Source organism: Aliiroseovarius sp. B-4 (assembly GCF_056857795.1).
On the sequence record NZ_JBSXNV010000022.1, the window covers coordinates 13,499 to 31,844 of the forward strand.

Below are 18,346 nucleotides of genomic sequence, written 5' to 3' on the forward strand. Positions count from 1 at the left end.
AGCGAGAGCTGGAAGGCAATTACCGAGGAACGCAGCGACACGACGTTACGCGCCATGCTCACAACTGGCAAAGCAGCGTTGGATTTGCGCTCCACAGCCAGATTGCAGCCAAAACTTGCATAAATAGTTCTCTTTATGCAAAGAAGGTTTGCTGATACTGATCCAGCAAACACTAGCGGCGACGGAGATCCTAGCACCTTGTCCAATATTTCTACGGTTCTTATCAAATCGAAGGACAAGGCTTTGACCTTGGCCGCTTCAAGCGCCCTGAGCGAGTTGGATGGGTACCGGTTGATCTTCTGCGAGGATGACAATTCCGCAAAGAGCCGCCTGAATGAAGTGAACGTGGACCTCATTCTTTATGATTTCGATGAGGATGATATTGGACCGGACAACGCTTTGGTGCGGTCTCGCTTGTCTCATACCGCGTGTTGGCGAATTGTCGTTTGCGAAAAAAATGAACTGAGCCGTGGTGCGCAGCTATGTGAAGATACGGCGTCCTATTTGTATCTCGCCAAACCGGTGCAAGAGCAGCAGATCCGCATAGTCGTCAAGCGCGCCCTGGAACATGCCGAGCTGTCGCGCCGACACCGGATTCTGAGCAGAGAGCTCAAGCTTTCGCTGGACGATGAGATTTTCGCGGACGAAGAGGGAGGGTCGGTCCAGGGGGGTGTTTCACGCTTTGAGAGGTTGGTCTACTCAAGCCCCAAGATGGCCGAATTGGTCGCCGAAGCGAGAGTTGCAGCCTCGACGGACATGCCTGTGCTGATCCGGGGCGAGACAGGCACCGGCAAAGAGCTTTTGGCGCGCGCCATTCATTTCAACTCTGATCGCGTGAACTCGCCCATGCACAGCCAGAACTGTGGCAGTGTGTCTGACGACGCGTTGTACTCCGAGCTTTTCGGCCATGTGCGTGGCGCCTTTCCGGGGGCCATTGCGGACCGGTTGGGCCTGTTTCGGGCCGCCGATGGCGGCACTGTGTTTCTGGACGAGGTCTCAGAAGTGTCACCGCATTTTCAGGTGGCCCTCCTGCGCTTTCTGCAAGAGGGCGAAGTGAAACCGCTCGGCTCTGATAAAACCCTGCACAGCAACGTGCGGATCATCGCGGCATCCAACCGTTCGATCGAAGAGATGGTGGAAGAAGGCAGTTTCCGCCGTGATCTGTATTATCGACTGCGCGGGTTTCAGTTGGAACTGCCTGCGCTTCGCGACCGGACTGACGACATCCCGGTGTTGACGCAGTTCTTTGTTGAGAAATATGCAGGCGTGGTTGGTCGGCGGGTATTGGGCGTCACATCGGACGTCCTGAAACAACTGGAGCACTATCCGTTTCCAGGGAATGTCCGGGAACTGGAAAGTGAAGTTCAGCGCATGGTCGCGGTGGCGGAACAGGGTGGGTATGTTGCGTTAAGGCACTTATCGGAAAAGATCGCGCGTACGCCAATCGAGAACCACGAGAGCGCGGCGTTTTTGACATCTGGCGCGACACTCAAAGACAAAGTCGAACATCTGGAGCAGGCCGTCTTGACCCAGGCGCTCGCGGCGTTTCACTGGAACCAAAGCAAGGTTGCAGAAGAGTTGGGCCTGTCGCGAGTCGGGCTGGCGAACAAGATAAAACGATACGGCCTGCGCAAAGGGTAAGATATGGACGATGACACGCCTGCCAATAAAGTCATCGGATTCCCGTATGCCAGATCCGGCCTGTCAAAGACCCGGTCCGAACCGCGCAATCTCGGTCTGACGGCCCTGTCGCGGGCTTTGTCTGGTTCGGGCGCGGGTGCCAAGGGACATTGGTGCAAGAATTGTAAAGGGATCTGGTACAGCTACTTTGGAGAAGCCGAATGCCCGGTGTGCGGGGGACGGAGTTGAGCCCCCTAGACTGTCAGCAAAGTTTGCAATTGCCCCTGAATACTTAGTTTGCAGTATGCACTTTGTTACCAGAATAGGCCGCCCCGACCAAATGTGTTGATTTGCAGTACTGCGTGGCGCGGTACAACATTGCAGCATCAAACTCGCGCCTTTCGCCCTCATGCCAAGCAGAAGACATGGTTCTGGGTTGCGGAATGCGCCGCAATAAATGCTGGTCCTTGGGAGGAAGAAAATGGCAAATCTGTTGTGGCTTCAGGGGGGTGCGTGTTCCGGCAACACGATGTCTTTTCTGAATGCGGAGGAACCAAGTGCGTGTGATCTGGTCACCGACTTCGGAATCAACGTGCTTTGGCAACCCTCTCTTGGGCTTGAACTGGGCGACCAGGTCAAAGAGATCGTCGAAAAGTGCATCTCGGGCGAGATCAAGTTGGATATCTTCGTGTTCGAGGGCACGGTGATCAACGCGCCCAACGGCACCGGCGAATGGAACCGGTTCTGCGGACGCCCGATGAAAGACTGGGTGAAAGAGCTTTCGGCCGTTGCCGATTTCGTTGTGGCGATCGGCGATTGCGCGACCTATGGCGGCATCCCAGCTACGGCGCCGAACCCATCCGAAAGCGTTGGCCTGCAGTTCCTGAAGCGCGATAAGGGTGGCGCATTGGGCGAAGGGTTTGCGGCGAAATCCGGTCTGCCGGTGATCAACATTCCGGGATGCCCGGCGCATCCCGATTGGGTGACGCAAATTCTCGTTGCCGTTGCTACGGGCCGTGCCGGTGATCTAACGCTGGATGAATTTCATCGCCCCAAGACGTTCTTTTCATCCTTCACGCAGACCGGGTGCACGCGCAACATGCACTTTGCCTACAAGGTGTCGACGACGGCGTTCGGCCAGCGCAAGGGGTGCCTGTTCTATGATCTGGGCTGCCGCGGGCCCATGACACACAGTCCTTGCAACCGCATCCTTTGGAACCGCCATTCGTCAAAGACCCGTGCGGGCATGCCCTGTCTTGGATGCACTGAACCGGAATTCCCATTCTTCGATCTGGCTCCGGGCACTGTCTTCAAGACGCAAACCGTCATGGGGGTTCCCAAGGACATGCCCGAGGGTGTCGACAAGAAGGGTTACATCAAGCTCACCGCAGCCGCCAAAGGCGCGGCACCGGCCTGGGCCGAAGAAGATATCTTCGTAGTCTAACTGCGATTTGGGAGAGAGAATTATGTCTGCAGCAGTAGAAACACTCGACATTTCGCCAGTTGGCCGCGTCGAAGGCGATCTGGATGTCCGGGTCGATATTGAAAACGGCGTTGTGACAAACGCCTGGACCCATGCGGAAATGTTTCGCGGGTTCGAAGTCATCCTGAAGGACAAGGACCCCCAAGCGGGTCTGGTTGTGACGCCTCGCGCCTGCGGGATTTGCGGCGCGTCGCACCTGACTTGTGCAGCTTGGGCGCTGGATACGGCCTGGGGCACCACGGTACCGCGCAACGCTATTCTGGCACGCAACCTTGGCCAGATCGTTGAATCGCTACAATCCCTGCCCCGCCACCACTACGGGCTGTGGATGATCGATTACACCAACGAAAATTACGCGATGAGCCCGTTTTATGAGGAAGCCGTCAAACGCTATTCCCCGTTTACCGGCACATCCTATGAAGCGGGGGTGACAATCTCCGGCCGCCCGGTCGAGATCTACGCCCTTCTGGGCGGTCAGTGGCCGCACTCCTCCTTCATGGTGCCCGGCGGCGTCATGTGCTCGCCCACCCTGACGGACATCACCCGCGCCTGGTCGATCCTTGAGCATTTCCGCCAGAACTGGATCGAGCCGCTGTGGCTGGGCTGCTCGATGGAGCGTTACGAAGAAATCCAGACCTTGGAGCAATTCGAAGCGTGGCTGGATGAAAAGCCGGAGCACGCAAATTCGGACCTGGGCCTGTTCTGGCGTATGTCCAAGGACATTGGCCTTGATCAGTATGGCAAAGGCCACGGCCGGTTCACCACATGGGGCTATCTGCCGCATGAAGACAAGTACCAGAACCCCACGATTGATGGCCGCGCAGATGCGGTGATCATGAAATCGGGCATCTATGACGGCGCATCCGACACATTCCGCCCGATGGACCAGTCTTTTGTCCGCGAAGACACGCAGCACGCCTGGTACGACGAGGCGGCGGGCGGGGTGCACCCGTTCGACCGGACCACGAACCCGGTGAGCAAAAACCCCATCGATCCCGAGGGCAAATACTCCTGGTCAACGGCCGTGTCTCATGCAGAGGCCGGACGTCTGGAAGCAGGTCCGCTCGCGCGTCGCTTGATCGCGGGCAATGACACGGGCCATGACTTCCAACACAGCGACGGATTGGTGCTTGATATGTACCGCAAGATGGGCGGTGCCTCGACGATGCTGCGGCACTTTGCGCGCATGCACGAGCTTTGCATTCTCTATCGCGAAGCCGAACGCAATTTGCGCGAGTTCAAACTGAACGACGAATGGTATATAAAGCCAACTGAAAAAGACGGTCAGGGCTGGGGCGCAACCGAGGCCATCCGCGGCGCATTGTGCCACTGGATTGACGTGCGTGATGGCAAGATCGCCAACTACCAGATCATTGCGCCAACGACTTGGAATGTTGGGCCGCGCACATCCGACGGCGATCGGGGGCCCATAGAGGAAGCGCTGATCGGCACACCGATCAAGAACAGCGCGGACCCGGTTGAGGTTGGTCACGTTTGCCGATCCTATGACAGCTGCCTAGTTTGCACCGTTCATGCGCATGATGCCAAAACAGGCGACGAACTGGCCCGCTTCCGAACAGCCTGATGTTTATTTTTGGTCGGCGGATCAAATCTGCCGACCGACGACATCCGGCAATTAGGGAGGGAGCTGAATGTCAGAAAATCCGGAAGCATCAATAACTCAAGAGCAGCGCCAAGCTTACATAGACAAGTATGGCCTGACACCCGCCGAAGCGGGGCATGAAATGCTCATCCAAATGATAGAGGACCATTTCGCAGAAGGATTGGAAACCGAGGTTGAGCCATTCCCGGAGACTGATCGGGAATTCGGGGCGCTGCTTGACCAGTTGCGCCCCCTGAGCGCGGATCAACTGCGCGAGAAACTTGTGATTTCGGGCTGGCTGTTGCAGCCATACGGCGAAGACCAAATGCGGTGCCAGGAATGCATGTACTACCTGGTACACAAGCGCTGGTGCGACCTGCCAGAGCTTGATCTTCCGGCAAAACCGGAATGGTGGTGCCGCCTCTGGCGGATCTGAAGGGAGCGCAGAAATGGACGACGAAAAGGTGCGCGCGAGAATTGCCGATATGCTGGCCTCGGGTCTGGAAACCGAGGTTTGGCCACGTGCCGGGACCAGCGAGGAAGTCAATGAAATCGTGGCGCGCCTGCAGGTTGAGGCCGGCGACGATCTGGAAAAGAAACTGATTGTCGCCGGGTTCACCGATCACACGATCGAGGCTGACGAGATTGAGCAACCCTGCGAGACCTGCATGTACTACAAGGTACATGCGAAATTCTGCGACTTGCCGGAATTGATGGTGCCGGTTGAACCGGAATGGTCTTGCCGCCTATGGCGGATTTGATGCCGCTTGATATCGTCGTCATCGGATGCGGCAATCCGAACCGAAGCGACGACGGCGTCGGCCCGCATCTCATCGCTCAAATGCGAGAAAACGGCGTCCCGGACCACACGCGGGTTTTTGACGGCGGAACCGACGGTATGTCGGTCATGTACAGTGCGCGCGGGGCGACACATTTGATCATTGTCGATGCGCGGATCCCCGAAGGATCCCCGGGTGCCATATTCGAGGTCCCAGGTGATGTGCTCGAGGCGCCGCCAAACAACAGCCTGAACCTGCATGATTTCAGATGGGACCATGCGCTTTACGCAGGTCGTCGTATCTATGGCGATGCGTTTCCCAAGACGACGTCGGTGCTTTTGATCGAGGCGGCAACGCTGGAGCTCGGGTTGGGATTGAGTGACGAGGTTTCTCGCGCCGCGGGGACCGTTGAGGGCCGCATTCGCGACCTGATCCATACGTGGTCTCAGGCATGAGCACGATCGCGATCAGGGACGGTGCGATCTATCTGCCCAGTGCCGTGGTCGACACCTATTTCCGCGGTATTGATGCGGTCATCGTACTGATCCAACAGGAAGAATTGATGGTGATGCCCGTCCATCAGGCAACCGCCGGGGGGTGCCTTTTGAAGGTCCGGAATGCTGCGGGTGATCGGGTGGTTCAGGCACGCGATGTGTTTCAGGATCGGGACCTTCTCGACTTTGCATCCAACGATCTGACCGTCGCGTGGGAGGCCGATAAAGGCGCCCTTTGCGCGATTTTAAAGTCGGAATAGCGCAACGAAAAAATGCAAACTAAGTTTGCTATAAAACAAGAAAGTTGACAGCCCCCCACTTTGACTGCTTTTCTCTGTCAAACACGGAAATCGAACCAAATTCGATTCGAGGGAGAAAACGGTTTGACGAATATCAGTCGTGCTCAGCAGCAGGTGCAGGCGGCCATGACCGCGGTCGAGACGGCTGCAGCGACTCAGGCCGAAAAGGCCGAGATGCTGATCGAAATCGCGATGGGGCTTCAGCAGAAACCCGAACGTGCCGAAGACATCTTTGCTGCTGTCGATCTCTACAAGCTCGCCATGGATCTAGCGCCGGAAGGCGAAGTTCTGGGGGTCGCCCGCATTCGTGCGCGTATGGCAACCGCGCTGATGGCCGTGCCCGCCGAAGATGCGACACAGCTCAAGGAAGCGAAAATCGAAATAGAGACCGCGCTTGCAACCCTGACAGCGGAAGGGTCGGACGCTGAAGTGGCCGAGGCCGAGATGAACCTAGGCCTGATCTGCCAGACGCTTGCAGGCATGCGTCTTTTGCCAATCCAGCCTGCTATCAGCGCATATCAACGGTCGCTCAGGACCTTCGACAAAACCAACTACCCGAAGGAATTCGCCATTCTGCAAAGCAATCTGGCCACGGCGTTCTTGTCCATGCCGTTCACCGATCAGTCCGGCAAGATGCGCGAAGCTCTGGCGGTGCAGGCCTTTGAGGAAGCGTTGACGGTGGTCAACCTGATCGATCACCCGAACGAGTACGCGATGCTGCAGAACAACCTGGGCAACGCGCTGCAATACGTGTCCTCGTCTCACCGGGTGGAAAACGGGTTTCGTGCACTGGAAGCGTATGACGAGGCGCTCAAGGTGCGCACAATCCGCGACATGCCGGAAGAGTACGCCAACACGATCGCGAACAAGGCCAATTGCCTGTCGAACCTGCCTGACGACCCACAAAACCCCGATGGTGGGAATTATGGCAACCTGACCGAAGCGGTGCGTTTGCTGGAAGAAGCCCGGGGTGTTTTCGCCAAGCGTGGAGCCGGTGAAAAGGCGCAGGCTGTGACCGAAGCCATCACCGAACTCAACGCGGCCCTTGGTCCATCGACAATTCTGGAACGGAGCGGATTACAATGAAAAATGGAGAATACAGTTGAGCGCTATAGTCATAGTTGTCGCCCTGGCCGCCGGCCTGGCCGCCGCCATGGGTGCAGGGGCCTTATCGGGCCTGCGCATCGGTAAAGATGCACTGGGCACAGAGCTGGCCACCTACATGGGCGCGCTTTACGGCGGGCTTGCAGGTGGCGTCGCAGTCGTGGTGACCACACTTGTTCTTTTGCTGATCTAGGAGGGCGCTATGCTGGGAATGGCGATGAATTCTGCAAAGCTTTTTTTTGCGGGTAAGCTTTTCAAGGACAACAAGGCCGCGATGCGGCAGTTGATGATGGGGGCGGGCGTCGGTGTGATCGCCGGTGTTGTCATCGGGTTGTTTGCACCGATCTGGGTAGCAGCCATTGCAGCAGGCGCGGCAGGTGGCGCGGCTCAGCCCGTGTTGTTCAAAGACCTGAAATACGCATAAGCGATGCCTGATGCGTCATCTCTTGACGGCGAAGAGCCGACACTGGATCGCCTGATCGGAGATCTGAAGGCGCTTGAAATGCTGGCAGATGGCTGGGATGAGGCGGCCCGCCGCGGTGCGCATGCCCGGGCCGAAGCCGTTGATGCATTGAACAAGGAAGCGTTCCGACGGTTGATCGGCGCTCTCAAGGACCGCCCCGAATTTGGAAGCGCCTTGAAAGAGGCGGCCCGCGACGAGGTGGTTTACGCCGTGCTGCGCCGCCACGGGATACTGCGACCATCGCTATATGAACGGGTCGAGGCGGCATTGGAAACGGTGCGCCCGAGCCTGGCTAGCCATGGCGGCGATGCCGAGGTTGCGTCGGTCGAAGGCAACCGCGCCGAAATCCGGTTTCTGGGCGCGTGCGATGGATGCCCTGCCTCGCAATTGACGTTTTATGCGGGAGTCAAAAAGGCCATTCAGGACCATGTTCCCGAAATCACCGAAGTCAAACAGGCCAAGGGTCTGGGTGGCGGTGGGTCGGACGGGGTGCAGTTCACTTCGCCCTTTGCCAATTACGGCGACAGCGAATGGACCATAGCCCTGCCGCTGGATGATCTGGCCGATGGCGAAACGCGATTTCTCAACATTGACAATCATTCGGTGATCATCAGCCGCTTTGCCGACAAGGTGAGCTGTTTCAAAAACGCCTGCGCGCATATGGGCCTTGAGATGACCCATGGCGATATCGCCGAGACGATCCTGTCCTGCCCGCATCACGGGTTTCGATATGCGCTCGAGAGTGGCGAATGCCTGACCGCGCCCGAGGTGCAATTGCAGCCCCATGCCGTGCGGGTCAAAGGGCCCAATATCGAAGTGAGGATTATCGCGTGAAAGTCTCGCTGTCCCGATCGTTCAGTCCGCAGAAGGCGCCCGGCACCATAACCCCCGGTGCGCCCTTGTTGGGCACGCAGGGCGCGCGGGTTGTTTTAGGCAGCGATGGTGGTTCGCTGGTTCAGGCGATCACCCCTGCGCCCCACCTGATGTTCGGGCCGCGTGGCGTCTGCCTGCATCCTGACGGCTCTCTCTGGGTATCCGATACTGGGCATCACCGGGTGCTGGGGTGGAAGACGGTTCCGACCCGGGATGACACCCCTGCCGATATACTTTTGGGCCAGCCCGACTTTGGCCGCGAAGGCCGCAACGCAAAGGGCCTCGTGGCTGCGAACACCGTGAATGTCCCGACCGGCATCACGGCCTTTCGCGGCGGATTGGCGGTAGCCGACCCGTGGAACCACCGCGTGCTGATCTGGCGCGAAACGCCAGCCGGCCCCGAACACGGCGCCGACATTGTTCTGGGGCAGCCCGACGCGGGCAGTGCACTGGCAAATGTGGGCCTGTCGCACGCGCGGGCCGATACGATGCACTGGCCCTACGGCGTGTCGTCGAATGGCGACCGGCTGATCGTGTGCGACACCGGAAACCGCCGTGTGCTGATCTGGGATGATCCGCAAACCACGGGCCAACCGGCGGATCTGGTTCTGGGGCAGCGTGACTTCACCTGCCGGGATGAAAACGCGGGCGAGGCGGTGTCCGACGCCTCGATGCGCTGGCCGCATATGGCCATTGTCTGGAAAGACGGGCTGGCTGTTGCGGACGCTGGCAACAATCGGGTGATGATCTGGGATGCACTCCCCAAGCGGAACGGCACCCCATGCGATACCGTGCTGGGACAGGCGGATATGAGCGCCTGCGACCACAATATGGCGTCCTATTATCCCACGTCTCAAGCGATGAATATGCCCTATGCGCTGGCGACGCTTGGGGCGACGTTGGTGGTGGCTGACACGGCTAATTCGCGGCTCTTGGGATTTGAGGATACAGGTATGGCCGCCCACGCGGACCGGCTGACAGCGCAGCCTGATTTTGCGGCAAAGGGCGACAACCGCTGGGGCATCGCCGAACGCGATACGGTGTGTTGGCCCTATGGCCTGTCCTCCCTGGGGTCGACAGTGGCGGTGGCCGACAGCGGCAACAACCGCATTCTGATCTGGGACGCAGCGACATGACCGGCGTGCGCTTCACTGTTTCCGGGCAGGTTCAGGGCGTTGGTTTTCGCCCGACCGTCTGGCGGTTGGCGCATGAAATGGGCCTGACGGGCGATGTGAAGAACACGGGCGAAGGGGTTGTGATCCAGCTTTGGGGGGCTCATGTTGCGGCCTTTCCCGACAAGCTTCACAGCGCGTTGCCGCCACTAGCCCGTATCGAACGGCTGGATGTCACGCCACTGACCGACCCGCCCCCCTGCGGGTTTGAAATCTCCGCGTCGCAGGAAGGAGAGATGCGTGGCAGCGTCACGCCGGATGCCGCGACCTGCGCCGATTGCCTGGAGGAAATCCGCAATCCGTTTGAGCGGCGCTATCGCTACCCCTTTGCCAATTGCACCAATTGCGGGCCGCGTTTTTCCATCGTAAAGGCCGCCCCTTATGACCGCGCCAAGACAACGATGGCCCCGTTTGATCTGTGCCCGCCCTGCGCGGCAGAATACTCTGATCCGCTGGATCGCCGCTTTCACGCGCAACCTGTGGCCTGTGGCCGGTGCGGACCGAATATCTGGATCGAGAAACTTGGCAAGGGCGCGGTGAATCTCGAAGCGTTTTCGATGCTCGATGACGTTGATGCAACCGGCGGGATGATCATGAACGGTCATATCGTGGCGATCCGGGGTCTGGGCGGTGTGCATCTGGCGTGCGATGCCACCAATGCCAACGCCGTGGCCGAATTGCGCAAGCGCAAATCGCGGGTAGGCAAAGCCTTTGCGCTGATGGCGCGCGATCTGGATGTGGTGCGCGCGTATTGCGAGGTTTCGGATGTCGAAGCCGACCTGCTGTCCAGCCCGCAAGCGCCGATTTTGCTGCTCAAGGCCAAGCCGAACAGCTTGCCCGATGAGATTGCGCCGGGCCTGGACCGGCTGGGCGTGATGCTGCCCTATACGCCGTTCTATCACATGATCCTGCGGCGCATCGGGCGTCCGGTGATCATGACCAGCGGCAACCCATCGGGTCAGCCGCAATGCATTGACAATCAGGAAACCCGCGACCGTCTCGCCGATATAGCTGATTTCGCCTGTCTACATAACCGCGACATCGCCAACCGGATCGACGACAGTGTTGTGCGCGTTGACCTTGGCCGTCCCCGCTTGTTGCGCCGGGCGCGCGGATACGCGCCCCAAGGGCTCGAATTGCCGGCCGGGTTTTCGACCTCCGCAGAGGTGCTGGCGCTCGGCGCGGAACAGAAGAACACGTTCTGCCTGATCAAGGACGGACGCGCGATCGTCTCCCAGCATATGGGCGATCTGGAGGATGTGGCTACGAACGATGATGTGACACGCAATCTGGGCCTTTACGAAAACCTCTTTGATCATGCCCCAGACGTCATCGCCGTCGATCAGCACCCGCAATACCTGTCCACGCAGCGCGGTTTCCAGATGGCAGGCGAACGCCCGGTGATCGAGGTACAGCACCACCATGCGCATATCGCCTCTTGTCTAGCTGAAAATGGTCGGCCTTTGTCCGCTGGACACGCGCTTGGGATTGCGCTGGACGGCACGGGCCTGGGGGATGACGGCACGATCTGGGGCGGTGAATTCCTGATCTGCGACTACCATGGGTATCGTCGGGTTGGTTGTCTGAAGCCAGTTGCACTGCCCGGCGGAACGGCTGCTGTGCGCGAGCCTTGGCGCAATGCCTATGCCCATCTGATGGCCGAAATGGGCTGGGGCGAGTTTGCAATGAATTTCTCTGACCTTGAGATCTTCAACCGCATGCAGGACCTGCCCCGCGACACGCTGGACGCGATGATCAAGGCCGGTACGAACACGCCGCTCGCGTCTTCCTGTGGTCGGTTATTCGATGCCGCCGCTGCGATTTCCGGCATCGCCTGGGACCGGCAGAATTATGAGGGCGAGGCCGCGATCCTGTTTGAGGCTGCGCTTGACCCGGATGCCCTGAACGAACCGGAGGATCTGGCCTATCCGTTTTCAATCCCGCTGATGGGCGGCAAGGGAATTCCATACATCGAGCCATTGGCCGTTTGGCGGGCGATGCTGGGCGATCTGGTGCTAAAAACACCCGTTGGCACGATGTCGGCAAGGTTCCACCGCGGGTTGGCACGCTCCGTCGTCGAAATGGCGATACGGCTGACCAAAGACACGACTATCGACACTGTCGCCCTGTCGGGCGGCTGTTTTCAAAACGCAACGCTTTTTGAGCTGGTCCACCGCGGCTTGGAAAGCGCTGGTCTGACCGTTCTGAGCCATTCCGACTATCCGGCGAATGACGGCGGTATTTCACTGGGGCAAGCCGTGATCGCCCTGGCAAACACACAAGGGGAGGACGCAAGATGTGCCTAGGAATTCCAGGGCAAATTACCGAAATTTCGGATGCGACCCGCAAGCTCGCCATGGTCGATATCTCGGGCGTGAAACGCGAGGTCAACGTGGCCTGTATCGCGGGTGACGATCCGTTGGAGGATCTGATCGGCACATGGACCCTGATCCATGTCGGTTTTGCCATGAGCAAGATCAACGAAGAGGAAGCGGTGCTGACGTTGGAGGTCTTGCGCGAGCTTGGAGAAGCGCAGGAAGAGATAGAGGCGATGCGGGCCAGTGCGACGATGCTGGCGGACGCATCATGAAGTATGCAGATGAATTCCGCGATCCAGTTGCGGCCAAAGGGGTCCTTGCGGCCATAGAACGCGTCACGCAAGAGATCGGCGCGACGAAGGAAAAGCCCGTTCACATCATGGAAGTCTGTGGCGGGCACACCCATGCGATCTTCCGCTATGGGTTGGACAAACTTACCCCTAAGGGGCTGGAGTTTATTCACGGCCCTGGCTGCCCGGTTTGCGTGCTGCCAATGAGCCGGGTGGATGAATGCGTGCAGATCGCCGAAGATCCCAAGGTGATCTTTACCACCTTCGGCGACGCGATGCGTGTGCCAGGCACGAAGAAATCCCTGATCCAGGCCAAGGCCGATGGGGCCGACATTCGCATGGTCTATTCGCCGCTGGACGCGCTGGAATTGGCGCGCCGCAACCCCGACCGCGAAGTTGTGTTCTTCGGCCTTGGGTTTGAGACGACCACACCGTCGACCGCGCTTTCGATCCTGCAGGCTGATGCCGACGGGCTCACGAATTTCACGATCTTTTGCAACCACATCACCGTGCCGCCCCCCATCAAGGCACTGCTGGATGACCCGCATATGATTTTGGATGGTTTTGTCGGCCCCGGCCACGTGTCGATGGTGATCGGCACCGAACCTTACCAGTTCATCGCGCGCGATTATGGCAAACCCATCGTAGTAGCGGGGTTCGAGCCGCTGGACTTGTTGCAATCGGTTTTGATGGTGCTGGAACAAATTCGCGATGGCCGCGCCGAGGTGGAAAACCAGTATTCGCGTATCGTTCCCAATGAGGGAAATCCAGTGTCCATAGCGGCTTGTGAAAAGGTTTATGAGCCGCGCCCCACCTTCGAATGGCGCGGTTTGGGCGAGATCGATGCCAGCGGGCTGCGCATTCGCGACCGGTACAAAGCCTTCGATGCTGAAGTGAAATTCAACATCGGCTATGGGCGCAACACATCGTTCACAGAAGAACAGGAAGGTTGCGCCTGCGGCGACGTCATGACCGGCCGGATCAAGCCCCACGCCTGCCCGCAATTCGGCAAGGGGTGTACGCCGGAAATGCCGCTGGGGGCGTTGATGGTCAGCTCGGAAGGGGCCTGCGCGGCCTATTACCAATATGGCGGCCTTGATCTGGAGCCGGCAGAATGAACGCGATGGACCGCCAGCCCAGACGTGTTGTTGCCGACAAGGTGACGATGGCCCATGGCGGGGGCGGCAAGGCGATGCGAGACCTGATCGAGGATGTGTTCACGTCCGTCTTCCGTCCGCCCGGCATGGAAGATCAGGCACGGTTGATGACTGAGGCTGTCACCGTACCCGGAGCGAGGCTGGCCTTTACCACGGACGGGTTCGTGGTATCGCCGATGGAGTTTCCCGGTGGCGACATAGGTAAGATCGCCGTCTGCGGCACTGTGAACGATTTGGCCGTCGGCGGCGCGAAGCCACTGTGGCTGTCAGCGGCCTTCATCATTGAGGAAGGTGTCGAGATTTCGACGCTGCGCCGGATCGCTGCGTCGATGCAAAAAGCGGCAGACGATGCGGGCGTCTCTATCGTGACAGGTGACACAAAGGTGGTCGGCAAAGGATCGGGTGACGGCGTTTTCATCACCACATCCGGCATCGGCGTGATTGAGCCGGGCCGTGATCTGTTGGCCGAAACCGTGCAGCCGGGCGATGTTGCTATCGTCAACGGCGTGCTGGGCGATCACGGTGCCGCGATCCTCGCCGCGCGTGGCGATATGGCGCTCAGCACCGAAATCCCCTCGGATTGTCAGCCGCTCAATCACCTGATGGAGGCCATTCTGACCGCCGCACCGGGCACGCGGGTTGCACGGGATGCGACACGCGGCGGACTGGCCTCAGCCTTGAACGAAATCGCAGATGCGGCGGGTGTCGGCATTGAGATTGGTGAAGACGTCCTGCCGTTACGCACCGAGGTCAAAGGCGTGTGCGAAATTCTGGGATTGGATCCCCTTTATCTGGCGAATGAAGGCACATTGGTGATCTTCGTCCCCGAAGAACAGGCTCACGCTGCGTTGTCCGCAATGCGCGCCACCGATGCGGGCCGTCAGGCCGTGATCATCGGCAAGGCCACCACCCAACATCCCCGAACGGTTGTGATGAAGACCGTCTTTGGTGGCTTGCGCATCGTCGACATGCTCGTCGGCGAACAACTTCCGAGGATTTGCTAATGGCCTTACTGGAAAATCTTACATTTCTTGATGCGTCGTCATCGTCTGGGTTTCTGCTTTTGGGTTTTCTGATTGGCATGGTTCACGCCCTCGAAGCAGATCATTTGGCAGCAGTCAGTACGCTCAGCAACGGAGGAAAGAACAAACTCCTGTTGCGGGGCGCGGTCTGGGGCTTGGGCCACACGGCGACGTTGCTGGTCATGTCCATCGGCGTGATAGTCTTCAGCCTTGTCCTCAGTGAGCAGCGCGCGGCGGGGCTGGAATTTGCTGTTGGCGTCATGCTGGTATTCCTCGGGGCACAGGTCGTGCACAGGTTTCGCAAGGACAGGCTGCACTATCACGTCCATCAACATGAGGGACAGGGTCGGCACCTGCACGTGCACAGTCACGCATCCGATGTGGCCGACCATTCCCAAAGCGCGCATGCCCACGAACACCCCGAACGTTTTCCCCTAAAAGCCCTTGTCATTGGTCTGCTGCACGGCGCGGCCGGGTCGTCTGGGCTCATCGTGCTGGCGGTCTCCACGACCGGCGACCCCTGGCTGGCTGTCGGATATGTCGGCCTGGTCGGGCTTGGGTCCGCTCTTGGCATGGCAGCCCTGTCCGTCGTTGTCGGTTGGCCGGTGCTCCAGGCGCCAAAAATCGCAAAAGGCCTTCATACCGCCGTGCAGATGTCCATTGCCGCTATCGTTGTCGCCATCGGCCTGTCGATCATGTGGGAAACCGGACCAGTGGCCTGGGGAGTGGGCTGATGCATGAACTCGGTCTGGCCCGCAGCATCGCGGGTATCGCAGAAGAAAAAGCCAAAGGGCGAAGGCTCAAGGAGGTCCGCGTGGCCATTGGCCCACAGGCTTGCGTGGAGCGTGGCGCTTTGGCGTTTTGCTGGGATCTGGTGACCGAAAGCACTGCGATTGCCGGGGTGTCTTTGGGTTTTATTGATGCGGACAAGGACACATTCACTGTCCGCGAGTTGGAATTTTTGGAGGAAGCATAAATGTGTGGCGTATGCGGCTGTGCCGACCCTGCAAACGAAGTCTCGATGACCGATCCTGAAACGGGATTCAAAGTTCTGTTGAGAGAGGATCATGCGCATGACCATGGACATGATCATGATCACGCGCATCCTCATGACGACCATCACCACGGTCATGATGAGCCGCATGTGCACGGTCCGGGCGGCGAGGTTATTTCTCTGGAAACCGCAATCCTGGGAAAAAACAACGAAATCGCGACCCGCAACCGCGGCTGGTTCGAAGGGCGCGGCGTCATCGCCCTGAATATCGTCTCTTCACCGGGGTCCGGCAAAACGACATTGCTCGAAGAGACGATCAAGCGCATGAAGGGCGCGGTCGACATCGCGGTGATCGAAGGTGATCAGATGACGTCGAATGACGCCGACCGCATCCGCGATGCCGGAGCCCGGGCCGTCCAGATCAACACCGGTGCCGGGTGCCATCTGGAAGCGGATATGATCGCGTCGGCGGTCAAGTCGCTGGATCCCCAAACCGGGTCAATCCTGATGATCGAGAATGTGGGGAATCTGGTGTGTCCGGCCATGTTCGATCTGGGCGAGAAGATGAAAATCGCAGTGATTTCAACGACGGAAGGTGAAGACAAGCCAATCAAATACCCACACATGTTCCGTGCTGTGGAATGGGTTGTGATCAACAAGATGGACCTGGCGCCGCATGTGGATTTTGACGAGGAAATGTGCAGGCGCAATATTCTGGAAGTTAATCCGGGAGTGAAAATCTTCTGCCTCTCGGCCCGAACGGGGGATGGCATGGATGCATGGTGTTCGAACCTGGCCGAATTGAAAGCCTGAGGTTGAGCAGATCAGTGAGTTATTTCGCTCGTCTGGTCACCGCTGTCAGACCCACACGTGTATCGTGAGGTGCTCCGCATCATCCTGTGTCAAAAAGTAGATCATCACCCGGCCGCGAATGGATTCTCGAATTGAGACCTGTCCACCTCGGCGGTTTTTTCCATGAGCCTGGAGCACCACTTCTGCGAGTGTACCTACGCGCTTCTACAAACCCTGCCGATGTTCCAATTTTCAGGTAGTCTTAACGGTCTTTTGTGTGGCACGCCTTGAATTCGACCCCTGCTGCTTGCATTGGTCCTTACGAATGACCGGTTCTCCCGCTGCGCGACCGCACAAGATGTTTTGCCCGTGCAGCATTTTTCGCGCCACGAGCACACGCAGCAAAGAATTGACACTTCCGCAATGGGCTCCTTCGAGACCTTCGCTGCCATCAGCTCAAATGACCGGTACGCTCGCAGACCCTTTCCATCAATATGAACTGGCGGCTGCGTGAGAATCCTATCCACTGTCACTTTTTCGAATCCGCGTGAGCGCATCGAAGTCGATTTCTTGCTTCTGTTCGTCACTTATATCCGGCCGGGTTTTCGATACCGGCTGGGGCCCTTGGACGTCCCACATCACCGCATGTGAGCCTGTACTCCAACGATAAACCCAACCAACAACACTGCACCCATCGGTCCCGATCAGATTGGCGATCGCGACGCCCTCACCCCTATCATCGTTCACTGTTTACTGACTTCCTGCACTGTGGCGCTGCGAATTGCGGCGTGGGGTTGCAGAGCGTTCACTACGACCGCGCGCCGGACTTCGTTGATTTTGGCTACCTGGTCCTCGATGAGGGAATGATCATCAGACCGGGAAAATGGGTTTCCGCGTTCTCAACAATTCATTGGCTTCATATCCTGTGGTCGGGCTCCGTGGCGGCTTCGACAATCGACAGGACTTCATCTTTATCAAAGCCGATAACCCTCGCCAGAACTGTAAACTCCACGACGTCGATACGACGCTCGCCGCTTTCGAGACGTGCCACAAACGACTGGTGGCGTTTGAGCTTCGCCGCCAACTGCTGCTGGCTGAGACCCGCATTCTGACGTGCATCAACCAACGCACGGACGAGCGCCAACTGGCCATTTGTTCTGATTGTCTTTGCCACGCGTCACATACCTTTTGTGACGTCGCTAGCGGATGAAATCTGTTATCTAAAAAGTAGATATTTGAGGGTGTTACCGGCGTCTGGTTTCCATGGGCTGCAAGTCTGATGCACACCCAATCGCCCATCAATCCCCCACCAGTTCCAGAAACCGACCGTAGTCCTGACTGACTTCGCGGGCTTCTTCGAAGGCGCGCGCGCGCTCCTGCTCGAGGCAGCGGAAGTAGTCCTGAATGTCCGTTATGTAGACCTCAAAGTCCCGTCGGATGATGTCGGCATAATCCCGAGCGGCCTGCGAATCGCTTGGAACGAACGGCTGGACCGGGGCGAGGCATGACCCGGCCTCGCTTGCGACCGGAGCGAGCATCAGCAAGGCCACAGCCTGTATCTTCACCCACCGGCTCAACCACAGGTTTCTGAAACCCCTATTTTCCTTGATAGACTCCATTGGCCGTGCCTAGTGTTTGTGTAACCGAGATACAGCCGTATCTGTCGCAATATATCTTGCGATTAATAATATACTATCGTAACTCTGGGCTTCAAGTAGGAATGCCCGGGATTGCGCCATTGGAGAAAGCGTGAGCCGGGCCATGAACTGGGACATCGAAGCACCAAATGTGGTTACGGAAGCCAGGTTCCGCGAGCTCGTGGAAAGCGGCTATAGCGCAGAAATCCTGTGCCAGGAGTCGGCACATAAGAAAGGCCCCAGCTA

At 58.5% G+C, this 18,346-nt stretch carries 21 protein-coding genes; 19 read left to right on the forward strand and 2 right to left on the reverse strand.

Going from position 1 to position 18,346, the window contains the following annotated elements:
- The first annotated feature begins 198 nt into the window (after nt 1–198).
- The 19 genes from AC13C8_RS01170 to hypB all read left to right on the forward strand — a co-directional run bounded on the left by AC13C8_RS01170 (nt 199) and on the right by hypB (nt 16,484).
- Nucleotides 199–1,641 (forward strand): sigma-54 dependent transcriptional regulator, encoded by a 1,443-nt coding sequence (locus AC13C8_RS01170; protein WP_230802395.1) that lies wholly within the window; start codon nt 199–201, stop codon nt 1,639–1,641.
- A gap of 460 nt (nt 1,642–2,101) precedes the next feature.
- On the forward strand, nt 2,102–3,064 hold the full coding sequence (locus AC13C8_RS01175) for an NADH-quinone oxidoreductase subunit B family protein (protein WP_230802394.1): 963 nt from the start codon (nt 2,102–2,104) through the stop codon (nt 3,062–3,064).
- Nucleotides 3,065–3,086: 22 nt separating this feature from the next.
- Nucleotides 3,087–4,688 carry a nickel-dependent hydrogenase large subunit gene (locus AC13C8_RS01180; RefSeq protein ID WP_230802393.1) on the forward strand — a complete coding sequence of 534 codons (1,602 nt, stop codon included), beginning with the start codon at nt 3,087–3,089 and terminating at the stop codon, nt 4,686–4,688.
- 67 nt (nt 4,689–4,755) lie between these two features.
- Nucleotides 4,756–5,142: a hypothetical protein gene (locus tag AC13C8_RS01185; protein WP_230802392.1), complete on the forward strand. Its 387-nt coding sequence runs from the start codon at nt 4,756–4,758 to the stop codon at nt 5,140–5,142.
- Between the two features lie 13 nt (nt 5,143–5,155).
- Nucleotides 5,156–5,467, forward strand: a complete 312-nt coding sequence (locus tag AC13C8_RS01190; protein ID WP_230802391.1) for a hypothetical protein — start codon at nt 5,156–5,158, stop codon at nt 5,465–5,467.
- A complete protein-coding gene (locus AC13C8_RS01195; protein WP_230802390.1) occupies nt 5,467–5,940 on the forward strand; it encodes a hydrogenase maturation protease in 474 nt (157 codons plus the stop codon). Before AC13C8_RS01190 ends, AC13C8_RS01195 begins: the two co-directional genes overlap by 1 nt.
- Complete coding sequence (locus AC13C8_RS01200; RefSeq protein ID WP_230802389.1) at nt 5,937–6,239, forward strand: hypothetical protein; 303 nt, start codon at nt 5,937–5,939, stop codon at nt 6,237–6,239. The genes AC13C8_RS01195 and AC13C8_RS01200 overlap by 4 nt, the downstream gene beginning before the upstream one ends.
- A 123-nt stretch (nt 6,240–6,362) precedes the next feature.
- Entirely contained in the window at nt 6,363–7,364 is a 1,002-nt protein-coding gene (locus AC13C8_RS01205) for a hypothetical protein (RefSeq protein WP_482846115.1), read from the forward strand.
- Nucleotides 7,365–7,380: 16 nt separating this feature from the next.
- Nucleotides 7,381–7,575, forward strand: a complete 195-nt coding sequence (locus AC13C8_RS01210) for a hypothetical protein (protein WP_230802387.1) — start codon at nt 7,381–7,383, stop codon at nt 7,573–7,575.
- 9 nt (nt 7,576–7,584) lie between these two features.
- On the forward strand, nt 7,585–7,806 hold the full coding sequence (locus AC13C8_RS01215) for a hypothetical protein (RefSeq protein ID WP_230802386.1): 222 nt from the start codon (nt 7,585–7,587) through the stop codon (nt 7,804–7,806).
- A gap of 3 nt (nt 7,807–7,809) precedes the next feature.
- Nucleotides 7,810–8,679: a NifU family protein gene (locus AC13C8_RS01220; RefSeq protein ID WP_230802385.1), complete on the forward strand. Its 870-nt coding sequence runs from the start codon at nt 7,810–7,812 to the stop codon at nt 8,677–8,679.
- Nucleotides 8,676–9,854, forward strand: a complete 1,179-nt coding sequence (locus AC13C8_RS01225) for an NHL repeat-containing protein (RefSeq protein WP_230802384.1) — start codon at nt 8,676–8,678, stop codon at nt 9,852–9,854. Before AC13C8_RS01220 ends, AC13C8_RS01225 begins: the two co-directional genes overlap by 4 nt.
- Entirely contained in the window at nt 9,851–12,196 is a 2,346-nt protein-coding gene (gene hypF, locus AC13C8_RS01230; RefSeq protein WP_230802383.1) for a carbamoyltransferase HypF, read from the forward strand. Before AC13C8_RS01225 ends, hypF begins: the two co-directional genes overlap by 4 nt.
- On the forward strand, nt 12,187–12,480 hold the full coding sequence (locus tag AC13C8_RS01235; RefSeq protein WP_230802382.1) for a HypC/HybG/HupF family hydrogenase formation chaperone: 294 nt from the start codon (nt 12,187–12,189) through the stop codon (nt 12,478–12,480). The genes hypF and AC13C8_RS01235 overlap by 10 nt, the downstream gene beginning before the upstream one ends.
- Complete coding sequence (hypD, locus tag AC13C8_RS01240) at nt 12,477–13,616, forward strand: hydrogenase formation protein HypD (protein WP_230802381.1); 1,140 nt, start codon at nt 12,477–12,479, stop codon at nt 13,614–13,616. Before AC13C8_RS01235 ends, hypD begins: the two co-directional genes overlap by 4 nt.
- Nucleotides 13,613–14,659 (forward strand): hydrogenase expression/formation protein HypE, encoded by a 1,047-nt coding sequence (gene hypE / locus AC13C8_RS01245; protein ID WP_230802380.1) that lies wholly within the window; start codon nt 13,613–13,615, stop codon nt 14,657–14,659. Before hypD ends, hypE begins: the two co-directional genes overlap by 4 nt.
- A 59-nt stretch (nt 14,660–14,718) precedes the next feature.
- Entirely contained in the window at nt 14,719–15,411 is a 693-nt protein-coding gene (locus AC13C8_RS01250) for a sulfite exporter TauE/SafE family protein (RefSeq protein WP_482846116.1), read from the forward strand.
- The gene (locus AC13C8_RS01255) at nt 15,411–15,653 is read left to right on the forward strand and encodes a hydrogenase maturation nickel metallochaperone HypA (RefSeq protein WP_230802378.1); all 243 of its coding nucleotides are present in this window, start codon (nt 15,411–15,413) and stop codon (nt 15,651–15,653) included. Before AC13C8_RS01250 ends, AC13C8_RS01255 begins: the two co-directional genes overlap by 1 nt.
- Nucleotides 15,654–16,484, forward strand: a complete 831-nt coding sequence (hypB, locus tag AC13C8_RS01260) for a hydrogenase nickel incorporation protein HypB (RefSeq protein ID WP_482846117.1) — start codon at nt 15,654–15,656, stop codon at nt 16,482–16,484. It abuts the gene before it with no gap.
- 895 nt (nt 16,485–17,379) lie between these two features.
- Here the strand turns inward: hypB and AC13C8_RS01265 are convergent.
- Together AC13C8_RS01265 and AC13C8_RS01270 are read right to left on the reverse strand one after the other, a co-directional pair.
- On the reverse strand, nt 17,380–17,637 hold the full coding sequence (locus tag AC13C8_RS01265) for a helix-turn-helix domain-containing protein (RefSeq protein ID WP_028284972.1): 258 nt from the start codon (nt 17,635–17,637) through the stop codon (nt 17,380–17,382).
- A 124-nt stretch (nt 17,638–17,761) separates the two neighbouring features.
- Nucleotides 17,762–18,001 carry a hypothetical protein gene (locus tag AC13C8_RS01270; protein WP_204318811.1) on the reverse strand — a complete coding sequence of 80 codons (240 nt, stop codon included), beginning with the start codon at nt 17,999–18,001 and terminating at the stop codon, nt 17,762–17,764.
- Between the last annotated feature and the right edge of the window lie 345 nt (nt 18,002–18,346).

Excerpts from the sequence above, each read along its gene's own strand:
- AC13C8_RS01175 (WP_230802394.1), top strand. The coding sequence starts at position 2,102 with ATGGCAAATCTGTTGTGGCTTCAGGGGGGTGCGTGTTCCGGCAACACG.
- AC13C8_RS01180 (WP_230802393.1), top strand. The coding sequence starts at position 3,087 with ATGTCTGCAGCAGTAGAAACACTCGACATTTCGCCAGTTGGCCGCGTC.
- AC13C8_RS01185 (WP_230802392.1), top strand. The coding sequence starts at position 4,756 with ATGTCAGAAAATCCGGAAGCATCAATAACTCAAGAGCAGCGCCAAGCT.
- AC13C8_RS01190 (WP_230802391.1), top strand. The coding sequence starts at position 5,156 with ATGGACGACGAAAAGGTGCGCGCGAGAATTGCCGATATGCTGGCCTCG.
- AC13C8_RS01195 (WP_230802390.1), top strand. The coding sequence starts at position 5,467 with ATGCCGCTTGATATCGTCGTCATCGGATGCGGCAATCCGAACCGAAGC.
- AC13C8_RS01200 (WP_230802389.1), top strand. The coding sequence starts at position 5,937 with ATGAGCACGATCGCGATCAGGGACGGTGCGATCTATCTGCCCAGTGCC.
- AC13C8_RS01215 (WP_230802386.1), top strand. The coding sequence starts at position 7,585 with ATGCTGGGAATGGCGATGAATTCTGCAAAGCTTTTTTTTGCGGGTAAG.
- AC13C8_RS01220 (WP_230802385.1), top strand. The coding sequence starts at position 7,810 with ATGCCTGATGCGTCATCTCTTGACGGCGAAGAGCCGACACTGGATCGC.
- hypF (WP_230802383.1), top strand. The coding sequence starts at position 9,851 with ATGACCGGCGTGCGCTTCACTGTTTCCGGGCAGGTTCAGGGCGTTGGT.
- AC13C8_RS01235 (WP_230802382.1), top strand. The coding sequence starts at position 12,187 with ATGTGCCTAGGAATTCCAGGGCAAATTACCGAAATTTCGGATGCGACC.
- hypD (WP_230802381.1), top strand. The coding sequence starts at position 12,477 with ATGAAGTATGCAGATGAATTCCGCGATCCAGTTGCGGCCAAAGGGGTC.
- hypE (WP_230802380.1), top strand. The coding sequence starts at position 13,613 with ATGAACGCGATGGACCGCCAGCCCAGACGTGTTGTTGCCGACAAGGTG.
- AC13C8_RS01255 (WP_230802378.1), top strand. The coding sequence starts at position 15,411 with ATGCATGAACTCGGTCTGGCCCGCAGCATCGCGGGTATCGCAGAAGAA.
- hypB (WP_482846117.1), top strand. The coding sequence starts at position 15,654 with ATGTGTGGCGTATGCGGCTGTGCCGACCCTGCAAACGAAGTCTCGATG.
- AC13C8_RS01270 (WP_204318811.1), bottom strand. The coding sequence starts at position 18,001 with ATGCTCGCTCCGGTCGCAAGCGAGGCCGGGTCATGCCTCGCCCCGGTC.